Source organism: Rhizobium indicum, assembly GCF_005862305.2.
GTDB classification, from domain to species: Bacteria; Pseudomonadota; Alphaproteobacteria; order Rhizobiales; family Rhizobiaceae; genus Rhizobium; species Rhizobium indicum.
Window position 1 is genome coordinate 3402640 of the sequence record NZ_CP054021.1, and the last position, 15261, is coordinate 3417900.

Sequence of the window (15261 nt, forward strand, 5' to 3'; positions counted from 1 at the left end):
TTTCTCCTCCCACCAGTCACTAATTTTCAGGTTCAAGCATGATTGTCGCCAAGGGCGGCAAGGTGATCGAGCAGGTGATTTCGCCGCCGGCATCGACGGCCTGCACGCGCCCGCCATTGCCCTTGCCGCTGCCGCCGTAGATGTCGGCATCGGTGTTCAGGATTTCCCGCCAGCGACCTGCGGACGGCAGGCGGATCGAATAATTCTCGCGATAGACAGGGGTGAAATTGGTGATGACGGCGACCGGCTTCTGGCCCGGCGCCTTGCGCAGCCAGGCAAAAACGGAATTCTGGTGGTCGTCGGCGACCAGCCATTCGAAACCTTCGCCCTCGCAGTCACGCGCATGCAGCGCCGGCTTGCTGCGATAGGTAAAATTGAGGTCGCGCACCAGGCGCCGCATGCCCTCGTGCATCCGATATTGAAGCAGGTTCCAGTCGAGTGCCTTCTCTTCGCTCCACTCGCTCCACTGGGCGAATTCCTGGCCCATGAACAGCAGCTTCTTGCCGGGATAGCCCCACATATAGGCGTAGTAGGCGCGCAGATTGGCGAACTTCTGCCAGTCGTCGCCCGGCATCTTGGCGATCAGCGAGCCTTTTCCGTGCACAACCTCGTCATGCGAGAGCGGCAGCACGAAATTTTCCGAATAGGCGTAGAGCAGGCCGAAGGTGAGTTCGTTGTGATGGTGCCCGCGATAGATGGGATCGCGGCTCATGTAGCTCAGCGTGTCGTGCATGAAGCCCATGTTCCACTTGAAGCCGAAGCCGAGGCCGCCCTCATGGACGGGTTGCGAGACCTTCGGCCAGGAGGTCGATTCCTCGGCGATGGTCATGACGTTGGAATTTTTGCCGTAGATGCGGATGTTGAGATCCTGCAGAAAACGGACCGCTTCGAGGTTCTCGTTGCCGCCATATTCGTTCGGGATCCATTCGCCGTGCTTGCGCGAATAATCAAGGTAGAGCATCGAGGCGACGGCATCGACACGCAAACCGTCGAGGTGGAATTTTTCGGCCCAGTAGAGCGCGTTGTTGACGAGATAGGAAACGACCTCGGTGCGGCCGAAATTGTAGATCGCCGTGCTCCAGTCCGGGTGGAAGCCCTTGCGCGGGTCTTCGTGCTCGTAGAGTGCCGTGCCGTCGAACCAGCCGAGGCCGTGTTCGTCGGTCGGAAAATGCGCCGGCACCCAGTCGAGGATGACGCCGATGCCGACCTTGTGGCAGCCGTTGACGAAACGGGCAAAACCCTCCGGCTCGCCGAAACGAGCGGTTGGCGCATAGAGGCCGGTCGTCTGGTAACCCCAGGAGGGGTCGTAGGGGTACTCGGTGATCGGCAGGAATTCGATATGGGTGAAGCCCATATCGGCGCAATAGGGGATGAGGCTGGAGGCGAGCTCGTCCCAGGACAGCATCGTGCCGTCCTGCCGGCGTTGCCAGGAGGCGGCATGCACCTCGTAGATCGAGATCGGCTGGCGGCGCTTGTCGGTCTCGCGCCAGTGCTTCAGATGGGCCTCGTCTTCCCACTCCTGCTCCAGCTCGGCGGCGGTGACGGAGGCGGTCTTCGGCCGCAGCTCGCTGCGGCGCGCAAAGGGATCGGCCTTCAGGGGCAGCAATACGCCGTCCTGGCCGCGGATCTCGAACTTGTAGGCAACGCCGATCGGTACGTCAGGGGCAAAGATTTCCCAGATGCCGCTATCGGAGCGGAAGCGCATCACGTGGCGCCGGCCGTCCCAATTGTTGAAATCACCGACGACGGAGACGCGCTGTGCGTTCGGCGCCCAGACGGCGAAATGGATGCCCTGGGCGCCGTCATGCTTGATGAGGTGGGCGCCCATCTTGTCGAACAGGCGCAGGTGCGAACCCTGGCGGGCGAAATAATCGTCCATCGGTCCGAGCACCGGACCGAAGCTGTAAGGATCGGTAACAGCCCATTCGGCATCGCCGCGGCGGGCGCGATAACGCACCGGCTGGAGCTTTGTGAGGGAAACCGGGCCGGCGAAGACGCCATCGGCATGGAGCTGCTTCAGTTCGCCGATGACGCCGCCGTCGAGCGTCATGGCGGTCACTTCCTCCGCGCCCGGGATGAAGCACCGGGCGACGAAAGCGTCGTCGGCCTGGTGCACACCGAGGACGGCAAAGGGATTGGAATGCGAGCCGGCAAGGATTGCCGTGATTTCATCTGCCGAAATTTCCCAGGAAAGCTTTACTTCAGGGACGGTTTTCGGCGTTTTCATCCGGCTCTCCAGATTTCGTCTGCATATTGCCTGATCGTACGGTCGGAAGAGAACCAGCCCATCCGTGCCGTATTGTTGATCGTCTTGGTGTACCAGGCGGACTGGTTGGTCCAGATCTGGTCGACCTCGCGCTGGGCCTGGGCGTAGGCGTCGAAATCGGCGGCGACCATGAACCAGTCGTGCGAATAGATGCCGTCGATCAGCGCTGTGTAGCGGTTGCGGTCATCGGGCGAGAAGACGCCGGAACTGATAGCGGCCAGCGCCTGGGCGAGTTCGCGCGATCCTTCGATGATGGCGCGCGGATTGTGGCCATCACTGCGGACTTTCGACACCTCGTCGGCCTTGAGGCCGAAGATGACGATGTTGTCCTCGCCGACATTGTCGCGCATCTCGACATTGGCGCCATCGAGCGTGCCGATCGTCAGCGCGCCATTGAGGCCGAACTTCATGTTGCCGGTGCCGGATGCTTCCATGCCGGCAGTCGAGATCTGCTCCGAGAGGTCGGCCGCCGGAACCATGACTTCGGCGAGCGAGACATTGTAGTTCGGGACGAAGACGATCTTCAGCAGGCCGCGTACCGACGGGTCGTTGTTGATCGTGCGGGAGACGTCGTTGATCAGCTTGATGATGAGCTTGGCATTGTAATAACTCGGCGCCGCCTTGCCGGCGAAGAGTTTCACGCGCGGCACCCAGTCGAGCTCGGGATGCGAGCGGATCTGGTCGTAGAGCGCGACGGCCTCGATGATATTCAGCAGCTGGCGCTTGTATTCGTGGATGCGCTTGATCTGGATGTCGAACATCGCCGACGGGTCGAGCTTCACGCCCATGCGGCTGGCGACGAGGTTGGAGAGTGCCACCTTGTTGGCGCGCTTTATCGCTGCGAATTTCTGCTGGAAAGCCGGATCGGAGGAATGCACGTCGAGCGCACGCAGCTTCTCGGCATCATCGAGGAATTCGTCGCCGATCGCCTCACGGATCAGGCCGGTGAGGCCGGGATTGCACTGCTGCAGCCAGCGGCGCGGCGTGATGCCGTTGGTCTTGTTGTTGATGCGGTCGGGATAGAGCTTGTGCAGATCGGCGAAGACCGTGACCTTCATCAGGTCGGTGTGCAGGGCCGAGACGCCGTTGATCGAATGCGAGCCGACGAAAGCGAGGTTGCCCATGCGCACGCGGCGGTCGCCGCTTTCATCGATCAGCGAGATCGAGCGGATTTCCCCATCGGAGAAGTTCTTGCCCTTGCGGGCGTCGATCAGGATTTTGGCATTGATCGCATAGATGATCTGCATGTGGCGGGGCAGCAGACGTTCGAACAGCGGCACCGCCCAGCTTTCCAGCGCTTCGGGCAGCAGCGTGTGGTTGGTGTAGGAGAAGGTGCGGCGGGTGATGTCCCAGGCCTGGTCGAAATCCATCCCGTGTACGTCACAGAGCAGACGCACGAGTTCGGCGACCGAGACGGCGGGGTGAGTGTCGTTCAGCTGGATCGCCACCTTGTCCGGCAGCGAGGTGAAATCGTCATATTGCTGCAGATGGCGGCGCAGGATGTCCTGCAGCGAGGCCGACGAGAAGAAGAATTCCTGGCGCAGGCGCAGCTCCTGGCCGGCCGGGGTGGCGTCGGCAGGATAGAGAACCCGGGTCAGGCTTTCGGCCTTGTTGCTTTCGCGCAGCGCCCCGATGTGATCGCCGGCGTTGAAGGCATCGAGCAGGATCGGATCGATCGGCTGCGCCGACCAGAGGCGCAGCGTGTTGACACGTTTGCCGCGCCAGCCGACGGCCGGCGTGTCGAAGGCGGCGGCGATGACGCGCTCTGCCGGTTTCCAGACGTAGCGCGGCTGGTCGTCATGGGTGGTGATGAATTCGACGGCGCCGCCGAAGCCGATTTCATAGGCGCTTTCGCGGCGCTCGAATTCCCAGGGATTGCCGTGGGCGAGCCAGTTTTCCGGCAGTTCCACCTGCCAGCCGTCGGCCAGCTGCTGGCGGAAGAGGCCGTGGACATAGCGGATGCCGTAGCCATAGGCCGGAACCTCGACCGTCGCCATGCTCTCCATGAAACAGGCAGCCAGTCGGCCGAGGCCGCCGTTGCCGAGTGCGGCATCCGGCTCCAGGCCGGCGATGACGTTGACGTCGACGCCGAGCGAGGCGAGCGCATCGCGCACTTCCTCCATCAGGCCGAGGTTCGAGATGGCGTCGCGCATCAGGCGGCCGATCAGGAATTCGAGAGAAAGATAATAGACGCGCTTGGCGCCGGTCGCATAAACCTCGCGGGTGGAAGCCATCCACTTGTCGATGATGCGGTCGCGCACCACCAGGATCGTCGCGGTCAGCCAGTCATGCGGCTTTGCCACCTTGGCATCCTTGCCGATGCGGTAGGTCAGACGTTCGATAATTTCTTCAGCGAGAATTTCCGGCCTTGAACTGCGAGGGGCGGGGGAGGGGATGATCGGCTTGGAAACAGTGTTCATCGTCAGGTCTCGCCAATTTTAATTTGGTTTCAGGATGTTATGCCTGATTCAATCAATTTGTCGCTTGCGCCGGCAACAGTTTATGCATCGTTACTAAGCACTTGCAACAAAGGATTTGGACAAACGAAAAATTTGCGAAACCTTCATATTCACGCGGGCCGAGGGGGTTGATTTCAATCGCTTTTCCCGATCTGATGCGTCGAACGAGCACAACGAAAAGCCGCTCCGGTTTGTTCCGGAGCGGCTTTTTTATCGACCTCGCAGCCGATTCCGTGACTTAGTTGGTGAGACGGGTAATCGAGCTCGTAGCCTTTGCGGCGATATCGCCGAAATCTTCGACCAGTTTGGCCATGTTGTCAGGAGCATAATAGTTGGTGGTACTGCTTGCGCAGGCCTGCAGCAGATCCTTACCCTTCTGCGGAGCCATGAAGGCAATGGTAAAGATGGTAATCCCATCGCCTTTTACCGCAGTGCAGAGATCGCGGACGTCTTTGTCAATCGGCTGGCTCCACGAACTACTGTCGCCCGTCATTTCACCGTCGGTCATCAGGATAATATATCGTTGGAAACTGTCGTGATTCTTGGATTCGTGCGCCTTGGTCTCCGTATCGGTGCCGTCGGTCGAGGACTTCAGAGCCTTGTAAGCCGTATCGAGGGCATCACTCGCATCTGTGCCGCCGGTCGGCTTATAGGGGAGAGCCGAGACGTAGTTCGCGGCGTCCGCGGTGCCCCAATTGATCGCCTTGGCCGCCTGTTCTTTGTCCGTATAGGAGACAGCGCCGACACGGACGAGTTCGTGCTCCGGATCGGCTTTGTTAAGTTCGGTGAAAAGCCCGGCAGCCGCTGTCTGCAATGCTTCGATCTTGCGGGTATAGCAATAGGACTTCAAATCGTTGTCCGGATTCGGCCAACTTTTTTGTGTGTAGTTGTCACATTTCGACGGCTTCGTTTTCTTCTGATCGGTTATGAAAGACATCGAACCGGAGCGGTCGAGGACCAGATACATCGAGAGTGCGCCCTGTGTATCGGTCTGGCCGTTCTCGCCTGTGCTTGCCGCGCTGATGGTCTGCGTCGTCTTACCGAAGACGCGCATCAGGGGACTGAGCGGAAGGTTGATGGACGTGTTGACATCGACCTTGAAGATCTTGCTTTTCGTGCCGTTCGCCGTGGTGGTGACGCTGACGTTCGTTGTGTCCTTGATCGAGCCTTGGATGGAATTATTTGCAAGAACCTGTGCCATCTGTCCGGCGACAAAATTCTTGGCAAGGCTTTTCGCGCCGGCCTCGTCAGTTTTCTCATTGGCGAGCGCGGTCGCTGCCGCGAGAGCCGCCGAGTCCGTGGCTTCCTGCAGCTCGCGCTTTGACAGCGCCATGTTCGAATAGTCGATCGCCAGGCCGGCGGCACCGAGCAGAACGGGTATCATGATCGCCGTCATCATGCCGAAGTTGCCGCGGCGGTCGTCAAGCAAACGACGCAAGCAGGAATTGTAAAAGTAGGAGGTGCTCATCATGTTCACCCGTATAGGAGGCCCTGTGAGGTGATTTACGCACGCTCCTCCTTTCCGCCGTCCTTACGGCGTCAATACAATTTTAACGAATCGTCGAATTTTTCCAGTTTTGGGATTATTTCAGCGGGATCACGTCGACCGCCTGGACGGCGCGTTGGCCGCCATAGCTTTTCAATACGCCGATGACGGGAACGACGTCGGAATAGTCCCGGCCATAGGCGACGACGATGTGGTCGGTGCCGGCGGGGATGTCGTTGGTCGGGTCGAGCTCGATCCAGCCGTTCGTCTCACCGCACCAGATCCTGACCCAGGCATGCATGGCGTCTGCGCCTTCCAGCCGTTCCTTGCCGGGCGGCGGGATGGTGCGCAGGAAACCGGAGACGTAGCCGGCCGGAATGCCGAGGCTTCTAAGCGCCAGGATCATGATGTGGGTGAAATCCTGGCAGACGCCGCGCTTCAATCTGAACGCCTCGAGCGGCGTCGTGTCCACCGTCGTCGCGTCGGGGTCGTAGGTGAAATCCTTGTTGATGCGGGTACAGAGCGCATGGGCGATCTGCATCGCCGTCAGATCAGGTATGGCGCTGTTTCGCGCATAGTCGGCGATCTCGCGGGCTTGGGTCAGGCGCGGGCTTTCACCAAGGAAATGGTGCGGCGAATCCGGCGCCAGAGACCAGATGCCGGCGACCTCCTCCGGCAGGTCGGCAAGCAGCGGCGAGAAATCGGCGGCGATCGGCTGGCTTTCCACTTGCACGCGGGCTTGCATGCGAATGTCGAGCGTCTCGTGCGGCGCGCGCAGCATGAAGGAGGTGGTGGGATGATGGAAGAAATCGACGAAATGCGACTGCTCGTCCGGCGTCGGCGAGATGGTGATCGAGCCGGCGACCAGGCGCTGTCGATTGGTCAGCGACAGCGGCATCAGGCGCATGACGTGGCGGGCGCCGGAGGCCGGCACGTCATAGATGTAACCCATGCGGAGGGAGAGATCGTAGAGCATCGCCGTCACCCGAGATAGGTCTGGGCGAGCAGATCGGAAAGCTGCTCCAATTCGCGCTCGAGCCGTTGATAGACCTCGACCCCCATACCCTCCGGCGTCATCACCGCCAGGCCGGAATGGAGCCGCATCGCCTCGCGGTAGAAGGGCGACATCTGGCCGTTGATCAGGGCGTTCGGCAGTTGCTCGACCTCGTGGTGGATCTCGTTCACCTGGAAGAGGACCGAGCGGGGGTTCAGGGGGTCGAGCGCCAAGAGGTCGGTGACGGTCAGCCGCGCCGTGTTGACGTTGTAACGGCGACGGTGGGTCATGACGCTGTCGCCGATTTCGAGCAGCATGTCGAGTGCGCCGTCCGGCGCGTCCGGGCCGGACATATGGCCGAGCAGGCGCGTCATGTGCAGGCCGCGCTCGATATAGCGGCCGAGCGAGAGGAAGCGCCAGCCGGTGAAGCGATACATGTTCTCGTGCACGAGGCCGGCGAAGCCCGCAAGCTTGCGCAGAAGGATGGTCATCGCATGGCTGGCGTCGTCGCCGGCAGCGACGGTGACGTGGAAGCGGCGGGCAGTCTTGGCGAGATCGTTGAGTGCCAGCCAGCCGTCCGGCGAGAAACGGTCGCGGATGTTGCTCGCCGAATAAACGGCGCTGTCGATGTTACGCAGCAGTGTTTCCGGCACGGCCTCGGCGGTATCGATATCGACGGCTGTGAGATACTCGGAGACATCGGCGAGCAGCGGCTGGCTCGGATCGGCAGCTTCGGCGTAACGCGCATGCCAGGCGCGCAGGATGCGCAGCGCCCCTTCGGCACGTTCGATGTAACGGCCGAGCCAGAACAGATTGTCGGCTGCCCGGCTTGGCAGGCTGCCCGGCATGTTGCGGGTAAAGCTGCCCTCGGCCGGCAGCAGCGTGTGGCGCTCGACCGGCTTGTCGCTGACGATCCAGACGTCGGCGGCCGCTCCGCCCGACTGCATGGCGATCGCCGCGACATCGGCGCCGGAGCCGATGCGGGCAAAACCGCCGGGCATAATCTGCCAGCCGTCTGCCGTGCGGGCAGCGAAAACGCGCAGTGACATCGGCCGCGGCACGAGCTTGCCGTCCACCCAGGCGGGCGTCGTCGACAGCGTGACGACCTCCTGGCCGACCAGTTTCGGGCCGTCCGAACTCAGCCAGTCGGTGATGGAATCCTTGGCGGCCGCACGCAGCGAGGAGCCGAGTACGGACTCGCCGTTGTCATCGAAGAAGGGTGCCCGGGAATAGGCCGGGCCGATCACCATCTTCTCGATGTTCTTTGCGACGTGCTCGCGCTCTTCCTTCTGACCGCACCACCAGGTGGCGATCGAGGGCAATTGCAGATCCTCCCCCAGCAGACGGTGACAGATGGTCGGCATGAAGGCCAGAAGCGCCCGGGTTTCGAGAACGCCGGTGCCGAGCGCATTGACGATGGTGACGCTTTCGGCGCGCAGCGCTTCCACCAGGCCGGGCGTGCCGATATGCGAATTCTGGTTCAGCTCCAGCGGGTCGGCAAAGGCCGAATCGAGACGGCGCCAGAGCACGCCGATCGGCTTCAGGCCGGCGACTGTGCGTACCATGACGCGGCCCTTGACGACGGTCAGGTCCTCGCCCTCGAGCAGCATGAGACCGAGATAGCGGGCAATGTAGGCGTGCTCGTAGTAGGTCTCGTTGGCGGGGCCTGGCGTCAGCACGGCGATGCGGTCATCGCCCGAATGTTTCATGCCCTGAAGTGCGTCGCGGAAGGCGCCGAAGAAGGAGGCGAGGCGGTGGACCGGGGTTTCGGCGTAGATATCCGAGAAGGCCCGGGTCGTCGCGACGCGGCTTTCCAGCGCGAAACCGGCGCCTGACGGCGCCTGCGTCCTGTCGGCCAGCACCCACCAGTTGCCGTCAGGTCCGCGGCCGATCTCGAAGGCGCAGAAATGCAGATAGTGCCCGGAGCCTGGCCGGATGCCGGCGAGCGGGCGCTGGAATTCGGGATTGGCGGCCATCAGCGCCGGCGGCAGCACTCCTTCCTCCACCAGCCGGTTGTCGCCGTAGATATCGGCAACGATCGCCTCCAGCAGGTCGGCGCGCTGGACGAGGCCTGCCGACAGCGTCTTCCATTCGCGCTCGTCGATCAGCACCGGGATATGCGAAATCGGCCAGGCGCGTTCGCCGGTGCCCTTGCTGCCATAGGCGCGGTAGAAGACGCCGGCATCGCGCAGGTAGCGGTCGGCGCGGGCAAAACGCTCAGTGAGATCCTTTTCCGGCATTGCGCTCAGATGCGAGAGAAAACGCTGCCAGACCGGGCGGACCGCGCCTTTGTTGTCGACCATCTCGTCAGCGGTGCCAGGAAGCGGTGCATAGTCGAAGGCCGCACCCTTGCCGATGCGGTCCTCTGCCTCTCCCCTGCGCTCCGCTGCCGGCCTCTTACCCATCAAAACTGAAACCCTAACCCCCCGGCCCTAACCTTTGGCCTTAAATTCCGGCGGGCCGCCGCAGATCCAGCGTCAGCGGGAATTCCGGCGAACCCGTCTCAACGCGCGGAATGTATCCGCCCGCCGTATGCCCCCACGGCTCGAAGCGGGTGAGTCGTCTTGCCTCCGCCTCGTTACCGTTGACCGGGAAAGTGTCATAGGTCCGGCCACCCGGATGGGCAACATGATAGATGCAGCCGCCGATCGAACGGTTCGACCATGTATCATAAATGTCGAAAGTCAAAGGCGTGTTGATCGGCAGGACGGGATGCAGACCGGAGGACGGTTGCCACGCCTTGTAACGGACGCCGGCGACCGACACGCCAGCGGTGCCGGTCGGCGTCAGCGGCAGGGTGCGGCCATTGCAGGTGACGGTGTAACGCGCGGTATTGCTGGTTTCGAGTCGCACCTGAAGGCGCTCGACGGAGCTGTCGACGTAGCGGGCGGTGCCGCCCGGCGCGCCTTCCTCGCCCATCACATGCCATGGCTCCAGCGCCTGGCGCAGTTCCAGCTTCGAGCCCTCATATTCGACTTCGCCGCAGAAGGGGAAGCGGAATTCGAGCTGGGCCTTGAACCATTCCGGGCTGACGTCGAAGCCGTTTTGGCGAAGGTCGGCGAGCACGTCGAGGAAGTCGGCCCAGACGAAATGCGGCAGCATGAAGCGGTCGTGCAGGGTCGTGCCCCAGCGGACGAATTTGCCGTCGACGGGGTTGACCCAGAAGCGGGCGATTAGCGCGCGCACCAGCAATTGCTGGGCAAGCGACATGCGCGCGTTCGGCGGCATCTCGAAGCCGCGGAACTCGATGAGGCCGAGCCGTCCGGTCGGACCGTCCGGCGAGAACAGCTTGTCGATGCAGATCTCGGCGCGGTGGGTGTTGCCGGTGACATCGGTCAAAAGGTTGCGGAACAGGCGATCGACAAGCCAAGGCAGCGGCTGCTGGCCGCGGCCGGGGGCTCCGATCTGCGCCATGGCGATCTCCAGCTCATAGAGGCTGTCGTGGCGAGCCTCGTCGATGCGTGGCGCTTGGCTGGTCGGGCCGATGAACATGCCGGAGAAGAGGTAGGAGAGCGAGGGATGGCGCTGCCAGTGGAGGATAACGCTCTTCAAGAGGTCGGGACGGCGCAGGAAGGGGCTGTTGTTCGGATTGGCCGCGCCTACGACGACATGGTTGCCGCCGCCGGTGCCGGTATGGCGACCGTCGATCATGAACTTGTCGGCGCCAAGCCGGGTGGCGCGCGCCTCCTCGTAGATCGCCGTTGTGATGTCGACGCAGTCCTTCCAGTTCGAGGCCGGATGAATGTTGACCTCGATGACGCCGGGATCCGGGGCGACGCGGATGACGTTGATGCGCTCGTCCTGCGGCGGCGGGTAACCTTCGATATGGACGGGAAGCTTGAGCTCGGCAGCGGCGTTTTCGGCAGCGGCGATCAGCTCGAGATAATCCTCGATGCGTTCGACCGGCGGCATGAAGACGCAGAGCCTGCCGTCGCGCGGCTCGACCGACATCGCGGTGCGCACGGCGCCGCGAAGTTCGCCGAGCGTCTGTTCGATCCGGCCGCGATTGCTCTCGTCGGCATGGAAAGAGGCTTCCGGCATGGCCCGCCCGGCCGGTACGAAGACATCAGGCAGCGGTTCGCGCGGGATCGTCGGATCGGCCGGGTGGATATAGGGATAACGCGCCGGGGGAACATAGGGCAGCGTGCCGAGCGGCAGGCGGTAACCGATCGGACTGTCGCCCGGGACGAGGAAGATCTTGCCGCGGCGGGTGCGCCATTTCTCGCTGACCCAGACTCGGCTTTCCGCTGCCTTGGTGTTCCATGCCTGGACCGGAAGGATGTAACCGGTCGCGACGGTCAGGCCGCGGGCGAAGACGCGGGCGATGCGGTTGCGTTCCTCAGGATCCTTCAGCTTCGAATTCGCCGGATCGACATTTTCGGGAAGGTTGCCTTCCTTGATGATCCAATCGGCCGGATCCTCATAGGCCGGCTGCACCATGTCGGGCTTGATCGCCAGTTCCTTAGCGATCGCCGTCAAGAGCTTCTCGGCATCCTCGGCGGTGACGCCGGTATCCTTGCCTTCGGCGGCGACCAGATCGAGGTTCTGCCAGACCGGCTTGCCGTCGCGGCGCCAGTAGAGCGAGAAGGTCCAGCGCGGCAGGCTTTCGCCCGGATACCATTTGCCCTGGCCGTAATGCAGGAAACCGCCGGGGGCGAAGCGTTCTTGCAGCTTGCGGATCAGGATGTCGGCCTTTTCGCGCTTGGTCGGGCCGACGGCGGCGGTGTTCCACTCCTCGGACTGGAAATCGTCGATCGAAACGAAGGTCGGTTCGCCACCCATCGTCAGATGTACGTCCTCGGCTTCGAGGATACGATCGACCTTCTCGCCGAGTTCGTTGAGCTCCTCCCAGCTTTCATCGGAAAAGGGTTTGGTGATGCGCGGGTGCTCGGCGACGCGCGAGACCTTCATGTCGAAGGCGAATTCGGTTTCGGCCTCGCCGAAATAACCGCCGGAAATCGGAGCGGCGTTGCGATAATGCGGCGTGGCGGCAAGCGGGATGTGGCTTTCGCCGGTCAGCAGGCCAGAAGTCGGATCCAGGCCGACCCAGCCGGCGCCGGGCAGATAGACCTCAGCCCAGGCATGCAGGTCGGTGAAATCGACTTCGGTGCCGGAGGGACCGTCGAGCGCCTTCAGGTCCGGCGTCAGCTGGATGAGGTAGCCGGAGACGAAACGGGCGGCGAGGCCGAGATGGCGAAGGATCTGAACGAGCAGCCAGCTGGTGTCGCGGCAGGAACCCTTGGCGCTTTCCAGCGTCTCCTCCGGCGTCTGCACACCGGTTTCCATGCGGATGACATAGCCGATCTGCCGCTGCAGGCGGGCATTCAGGCCGACGACCATGTCGACCGTCGGCTGGTCGGGTGACCAGTCGAGCGTCGGCAGCAGCGCCTTGAGGCGCGGACCGGCCGGCTCCGGCGTCATGTAGATCGACAGATCTTCCTGGATCGTTTCAGGGTATCCGAAGGGCCACTTGGTTGCCTCTTCCTCGACGAAGAAGTCGAAGGGATTGTAGACCGTCATGTCGGCGACGAGATCGACCTCGATCTTGAATTCGGTCACCGGGTCCGGAAAGACGTAGCGGGCAAGGTAATTGCCGTACGGATCCTGCTGCAGGTTGACGAAATGGTTGGAGGGCGTGACCTTCAGCGAGTGGCTGAGCACCCGTGTCTTCGAATGCGAGGCAGGTTTCAGCCGGATGATCTGTGGGCCGAGGCGGACCGGCTTGTCATAGGTATAATGCGTCAGATGATAGATGCTGGCTTTGATCGACATATTTCTCTTTTTATCCGGCTCGCATCGTCGTGCGGCTTGCTGTTCCCGAAAATCAGTGTGTGCAATGCAGCGAAAGAAAGCAAGGCGGAAAGGTCGACGGTTCTTACGCTGCCTTGGCAAAGGTGACTGCCGCCTTCAGGCCCTTGCCACCGGTGCCCGGCCCCAGCGTCAGGTCGGCGTTGAAAAGATTGGCGATTTCTTCGACGATCGGCAGGCCGAGGCCGGCGCCGGGCGCACCGGACTCATTGCCGCGCGAAAAGCGCCTGCGCACCGCCTCCAGCTTCTCGGGCGGGATGCCGGGACCGTTGTCCTCGACTTCGAGGCGGATCGTCTCTGACGCGGCAATGATACGGACGGTGACCTCAGCTCCCTTGCCGGCATAGGCGATGGCATTGCCGGCAAGGTTGCGCAGCATTTCGCCGATCAGCAGCGGCTCGGCGCGAACCATCGCCGGGCTCTCGCCCTCGAAGCCGAGATCGATGCCGGCGACGGCGGCCGTCGGGATCTGCTCGCCGGTGATTTCCTGGGCGATGGCGGCGAGATCGATGGCGGAAGCGGTCAGCGCCTCCTTGGCAGTGGCAGCGTCGATCTTGGCCATCAGGAGAAGCTGGGCAAGGATGCGCTCGGCGTGCGCTACCGCCTGGTCGCCCTTCAGTGCTGCCGCCTGCGCCTCATCAAGCGAGCCGGCACGGGCGGAAAGGGCGAGCTGGGTGCGGATGATCGCCAGCGGGGTGCGCAGCTGATGGCTGGCATTGCCGGTGAAATGGCGGAGCGCATCGAGCGCCGACTGCAGGCGGACCATGAAGGAATTCACCGTATCGACCAGCGGTTCGACCTCGCTCGGCACGGTCTGCTTAATCGGATGCAGGTCATCGGGGCTGCGTTCACCGATGGCGTCGCCAAGCTTGTAGAGCGGGCGCAGAGCCACCGTGACCGAGATCCAGACGATAACGGCCGCGCCCGCGATCATGAAGGCGAGGCGGAGTGCGGATCGGACGAGGATCGCCTGCGCCAACTGCCGGCGGGCGATGGTGGTTTCGGCGACCGTCACCACGAAGGGCACGGAGCGGATGCCCGTCGAGGCCGAGCGCTCGAGTGTGGCGATGCGGATCGGCTCGCCGCGGAAGCTATCATCGGCGAAGGCGGCGGCATCGCCCGGCGTCTTCTTGAGGACCGGCAGGGACTGGTAGCCGGTGATGAATTGGCCCGGCGGTCCGTCGACGCGGTAGAAGACGCGATCCTGCGCGGCCGAGGTCAGCATCTCAAGTGCTACATAGGGGATATCGACCTGTAGCGTGCCGTCCTCGGCGACGACGACGCGCTCGGCGATCGCCAGCGCGGAACCGGCGAGCACGCGGTCGGAGACGATATTGGAGGTCTGGACCGCCTCGCGATAGGTATCGGCGAGTGCCAGCGTGCCGATGACGGCGGTGGAGACGAGCAACCAGAAGAGCAGCCGGCGCCTGAGGGAATAGGCGGCTTTCATGAGGCCTCGGGCAGCTTGTCGAGATAATAGCCGATGCCGCGGGCGGTCTTGACGGTCAGGCCGTGCGGCGACAAGCGCTTACGCAGGCGGCTGACATATTGCTCGATGGCGTTTGCGGAAATGTCGTCGTCGAAGGCCGTCAGCGATTGAATGATCGCCTCCTTTGCTACGACCTTGCCGGCCCGCATGAAGAGGATTTCGAGCAGGCCGAGCTCGCGGGCGGGAATATCGAGCGGCGTGGCGCCTGATGAAAAGGTGCGGGAATTGAGATCGAAGGAGATGCCGCCGAAGCCGACGGTCGCCGAGCGCAGCCCGGCCTGGCGGCGCAGCAGCACGCGCACGCGGGCCTCGAATTCGGCGATATCGAAGGGCTTGATCAGATAATCGTCAGCGCCGAGATCGAGCCCTTTCACCCGCTCTTCCGGCGTGCCGCGCGCCGTCAGGATGAGGACGGCCGCCTGGTTCTGCCGGGCGCGCATGGCGCGCAGCACGTCGAGCCCGTCCATCTCGGGCAGATTGAGGTCGAGGATCACCAGATCGAAATTTTCCGCTGCGATGACCGCATTGGCAGACGCCCCATCATGGACGACATCGACGGCATGGCCCGTGCCGCGCAAGATCGCCGACAGGCCGTCGGCCAGCGCGATATTGTCTTCGGTGAGCAGGATGCGCACGGATGTTTCCCCTGTTTTTCAAGGGAGATTACAGAGATGAAGCCGGGATGTCACAGCGATTTTCAAGCTTACAGCGCCGCGCGTCCTTCAGACGCGCAAGGACGCTGTAACACTTTGAATCTAC

The 15261-nt window shown here is 62.7% G+C and carries 8 protein-coding genes; all 8 read right to left on the reverse strand.

The genetic code is table 11. The annotated features are described in order from the left end of the window. Window positions 1-19: 19 nt before the first annotated feature. The gene (gene glgB, locus FFM53_RS16600; protein WP_138390571.1) at window positions 20-2227 is read right to left on the reverse strand and encodes a 1,4-alpha-glucan branching protein GlgB; all 2208 of its coding nucleotides are present in this window, start codon (window positions 2225-2227) and stop codon (window positions 20-22) included. Continuing rightward, window positions 2224-4686, reverse strand: a complete 2463-nt coding sequence (locus FFM53_RS16605) for a glycogen/starch/alpha-glucan phosphorylase (RefSeq protein ID WP_138390570.1) — start codon at window positions 4684-4686, stop codon at window positions 2224-2226. Before FFM53_RS16605 ends, glgB begins: the two co-directional genes overlap by 4 nt. Window positions 4687-4963: 277 nt before the next feature. Then, on the reverse strand, window positions 4964-6193 hold the full coding sequence (locus FFM53_RS16610; protein WP_425504943.1) for a vWA domain-containing protein: 1230 nt from the start codon (window positions 6191-6193) through the stop codon (window positions 4964-4966). 115 nt (window positions 6194-6308) lie between these two features. Further along, a complete protein-coding gene (locus FFM53_RS16615) occupies window positions 6309-7187 on the reverse strand; it encodes a transglutaminase family protein (protein ID WP_138390568.1) in 879 nt (292 codons plus the stop codon). A 5-nt stretch (window positions 7188-7192) separates the two neighbouring features. Next, complete coding sequence (locus FFM53_RS16620; protein ID WP_138390567.1) at window positions 7193-9610, reverse strand: circularly permuted type 2 ATP-grasp protein; 2418 nt, start codon at window positions 9608-9610, stop codon at window positions 7193-7195. 40 nt (window positions 9611-9650) lie between these two features. Continuing rightward, entirely contained in the window at window positions 9651-12977 is a 3327-nt protein-coding gene (locus FFM53_RS16625) for a transglutaminase family protein (protein WP_138390566.1), read from the reverse strand. 103 nt (window positions 12978-13080) lie between these two features. After that, a complete protein-coding gene (locus FFM53_RS16630) occupies window positions 13081-14463 on the reverse strand; it encodes a sensor histidine kinase (protein WP_138390565.1) in 1383 nt (460 codons plus the stop codon). Continuing rightward, entirely contained in the window at window positions 14460-15137 is a 678-nt protein-coding gene (locus FFM53_RS16635; protein ID WP_003542898.1) for a response regulator, read from the reverse strand. The genes FFM53_RS16630 and FFM53_RS16635 overlap by 4 nt, the downstream gene beginning before the upstream one ends. Window positions 15138-15261 lie beyond the last annotated feature (124 nt).

What these genes read in the sequence shown, in the direction of transcription:
- glgB (WP_138390571.1), bottom strand. Translation starts at nt 2,227, where the DNA reads ATGAAAACGCCGAAAACCGTCCCTGAAGTAAAGCTTTCCTGGGAAATT.
- FFM53_RS16605 (WP_138390570.1), bottom strand. Translation starts at nt 4,686, where the DNA reads ATGAACACTGTTTCCAAGCCGATCATCCCCTCCCCCGCCCCTCGCAGT.
- FFM53_RS16610 (WP_425504943.1), bottom strand. Translation starts at nt 6,193, where the DNA reads ATGAGCACCTCCTACTTTTACAATTCCTGCTTGCGTCGTTTGCTTGAC.
- FFM53_RS16615 (WP_138390568.1), bottom strand. Translation starts at nt 7,187, where the DNA reads ATGCTCTACGATCTCTCCCTCCGCATGGGTTACATCTATGACGTGCCG.
- FFM53_RS16620 (WP_138390567.1), bottom strand. Translation starts at nt 9,610, where the DNA reads ATGGGTAAGAGGCCGGCAGCGGAGCGCAGGGGAGAGGCAGAGGACCGC.
- FFM53_RS16625 (WP_138390566.1), bottom strand. Translation starts at nt 12,977, where the DNA reads ATGTCGATCAAAGCCAGCATCTATCATCTGACGCATTATACCTATGAC.
- FFM53_RS16630 (WP_138390565.1), bottom strand. Translation starts at nt 14,463, where the DNA reads ATGAAAGCCGCCTATTCCCTCAGGCGCCGGCTGCTCTTCTGGTTGCTC.